We start from the raw sequence: 2985 nt of genomic DNA, 5'->3' as shown, positions 1-2985 counted from the left end.
CGTGTGGCGGCCCGGCTGGCGGAGGTCGTGGCGGCCCAGCCGGATCAGGTGCAGCTCCTGCGCGACGAGGCGGCGCGAGGGCGCAGGCACCGCGATCCGCGTGAGCTGATGCGCGAGGCCGTCGACGTCATGACCGCAGTGCGGCCGTGTTGGGCGATGAGCCCCCTGGCCGTGGCCTCCCTCCTGCCGCCGGGTCGCTGCTTCGACGTGGTCGTCGTGGACCATGCCGGCCACCTCCCGACCGCGCGCGCGGTCTCGGCCATCGCCCGTGCCGATCGCGTCGTCGCCGTCGGTGACCGACGCCAGTCGCCCCCCGCGCAGTTCTCCACCGTGGTGGCCGAGACGCCCTCGGGGCAGCCCGGAGTCGACGACGCACGCCGCGTTCGCGAGGAAGCGCCAGGGCGGTCCCTGATGGAGGTCCTGGCCCGCGTGCTCCCGCTCCGGACGCTCGAGCGGCACTACCGCTCCGAGGACGAGCGCTTGGTCACCTTCGTGGCGCAGCGCGTCTACGGTGGCGCGTCGATGGCGACCGTGCCGGGGGCGATCGGCCGCGACGCGGTGCGGCTGCGCACGGTCGATCGACCGGACGACGGTGCGCACGCAGGATCGGGGGGCAGGGGCCTCGAGGCCCTGGCCGAGGTTGCGGCGCGCGAGGCCGTCGAGCACGCCAGGTCACATCCCGGCGAGTCGCTCGGCGTGGTCGCGGTCGGACCGGCGCTGGACCGCGCGGTCGGACGTGCCCTCTCGCGCCAGCTAGCGCGTGCTCCGGAGGTCGCCGGATTCTTCCGGCACGACGCTCCCGAGCGGGCCTTCGTCAAGGCGGCCGACCTTGCGCAGGGTGAGGAGCGGGACGCGGTCATCGTCGTGCTGGACGGTGACGAGGTGGACGAGGCGCGGCTGGTCGTCGCCACGACTCGAGCCAGGCGGCGGATGACGGTCGTCGCGCCGCGTGACTCCGGTGCCGCCAGCGCAGGGTCCGGGCCGAGCACCCCTGGCAGTCAACTGGTGGCCGACTTCGTGCGCTACGCCGCCGACCCGGACCAGGCGCTGCACCGGACGCCCGCGCCGCCAGCGAGCGTGTTGGCCGCGTCGGACGCCACGGGTGCGAAGGCAGCAGAGGGGGACGCAGTCGCCCCGGCCGTTGCGCCGAGCACGACCGAGCGCGCTGCTGCCCCGTCGGCGGACGACATCCATCCAGTGGTGTCGGAGCTGGCGGGGAGGCTGCGGTCAGAGGGGTTCGTGGTCCACCAGGACCACGGCCGCTCCGGACACCGGCTCGACCTCGCGATCGAGGATCCGGCCCGCCCGGGCCGGCTGCTCGTCGCGATCGAGAGCGACGGACGGGGACGAGCCGCCCAGCGCAGCACCCGGGATCGCGAGCGGATCAGCGTCGAGCACCTCGGGCGGCTCGGTTGGCACCACGTGCGGATCTGGACCACCGACGTCTTCCGCGACCCGGCGCGCGTGGTCGCCATGGTCACGGCCGAGGTCTGGGAGGCGTCGCGCACCGCCCGCACCGACCGCTCACAAGCCGGGCAGCAGGCGCCGCGGCACGCGTCGGTCGAACCCACCGAGGGCGCGGACCAGGCGTGACCACGACCGACCCACCTGACGGTGCCGACGACGAACGAGGCCGTGTGCAGGAGGAGGCCTCTGGCGATGAGCATCGCCCGGTCCGTCCCGGGCGGCGGCGACATCGGCGGGTGACGCGCCCGGCCCAGGGCGGTGACTCGGGTCCGCTCTCGCCGACCACGGACGACACCGATGAGGGATGGGGCGAGAGGCCGGACGAGTCGGCACAGGACCGTTGGCTGCGCGAGCAACGGCCGCCCCATTGGGGCTGAGCAGGAGGTGCGACGAGAGGCCGTCGCGACCGGCGAGGACGCGGGTGGACATGACTGTGGGGTGGGAGCCACCGGCTCCCACCCCACAGGATGCGCGTCAGCTGTCGGTCAGCAAGTCCGGCAGGGCCGTCCGACTGGCCTTTCGGCGACCGACTATCGCCGAGCCTGGAGCGCGTCGCGGATCTCCACCAGCAGGTCGATCTCGGTCGCTGCTGGCTCCTCCTCGGTGACGTAACGGGCACGAGCTGCTTCGTAGGGCTTGACCACGAAGAAGTAGACGACCGCGGCCAGGATGATGAACGCGATCAAGGCCGTGATGAACACGCCGACGTGGATGCCACCCGGTGTGTATTCGGAGAAGTTCGGCGTGCCCCCGGCCTTGCCGATGATGTCCAGAATGATCTGGACGAACGCGGTCACCACGGCACCGAACGCCGCCGCCATGACGAACGCGACGGCAAGCTCAACGAGATTGCCCCGCATGAGGAAATCCTTGAAACCCTTCATTGGGGTGTCCTTTTCTGATAGTGGAAAATGCGACGGTCGCTGTAGCGGACCAGAGCAGGGTGTCCCGCGCGCTCGATGGGTCGGCGCGTCGCCCTACCCGGGGCGATGAACCGTCAGCATGACACCGACTCCCGGTGTCTGGGCGCCTTGAGCCACGGCGAGTCGCAAAGCCGTGGACGGCTGGGTGGCGACCATGACTCCCGGCCCCTGCACCGCGTCGTCGCTGGTCAGCGGGCTGAGAGCCCCGTGGTCGTGCTGCTCGCCGCCGGCCGCGAGCACCAGCAGGTCGCGGCCGATCACCGTGCCGTCCGTGGTTGAGATCGCGTCCACCCGGTCGCCCGGTCGCAGCGCCCGGGCGAGCCCTCCGTCGGCGAGCGGAATGTGAGCCATCACACGTCCGTGGGGGAGCGCGTCGAGCAGGGACGAGCCGCGCAGACGGCCGGTCGTCAGTGCCTCACCCGCCATGATGGGACCAGCGAGGACGGCACCCACGGCGGCGTCGACACGTGCGTAGCCGGCCCTCGGCCGCAGGTCCTCCGGCCACCGGCTCACGTGCAGATCGGCCGGGACGATGCGGTGCCCGACCGGCAGGTCACGCGCCACCACGACCACCCGCGCGCCCTGCGGCGGTGCC

At 72.6% G+C, this 2985-nt stretch carries 2 protein-coding genes and 1 pseudogene; 1 reads left to right on the top strand and 2 read right to left on the bottom strand.

The genetic code is table 11. From position 1 onward, the window contains the following. Positions 1-1593 (top strand): annotated as a pseudogene (locus FRW57_RS23555) (hypothetical protein); the annotation flags it as partial. Between the two features lie 404 nt (positions 1594-1997). On the opposite strand, the gene FRW57_RS19775 reads toward FRW57_RS23555, so the two are convergent. Then, a complete protein-coding gene (locus tag FRW57_RS19775; RefSeq protein WP_137120003.1) occupies positions 1998-2351 on the bottom strand; it encodes an MscL family protein in 354 nt (117 codons plus the stop codon). A gap of 93 nt (positions 2352-2444) precedes the next feature. Then, positions 2445-2985, bottom strand: a 541-nt coding sequence (locus FRW57_RS19770; protein WP_152186853.1) for an SAF domain-containing protein, incomplete at its 5' end; no start/stop codon positions are given.

This window comes from Segeticoccus rhizosphaerae (assembly GCF_009192725.1).
Taxonomy (GTDB): domain Bacteria; phylum Actinomycetota; class Actinomycetes; order Actinomycetales; family Dermatophilaceae; genus Segeticoccus; species Segeticoccus rhizosphaerae.
This window is presented reverse-complemented; position numbering and strand designations above follow the sequence as displayed.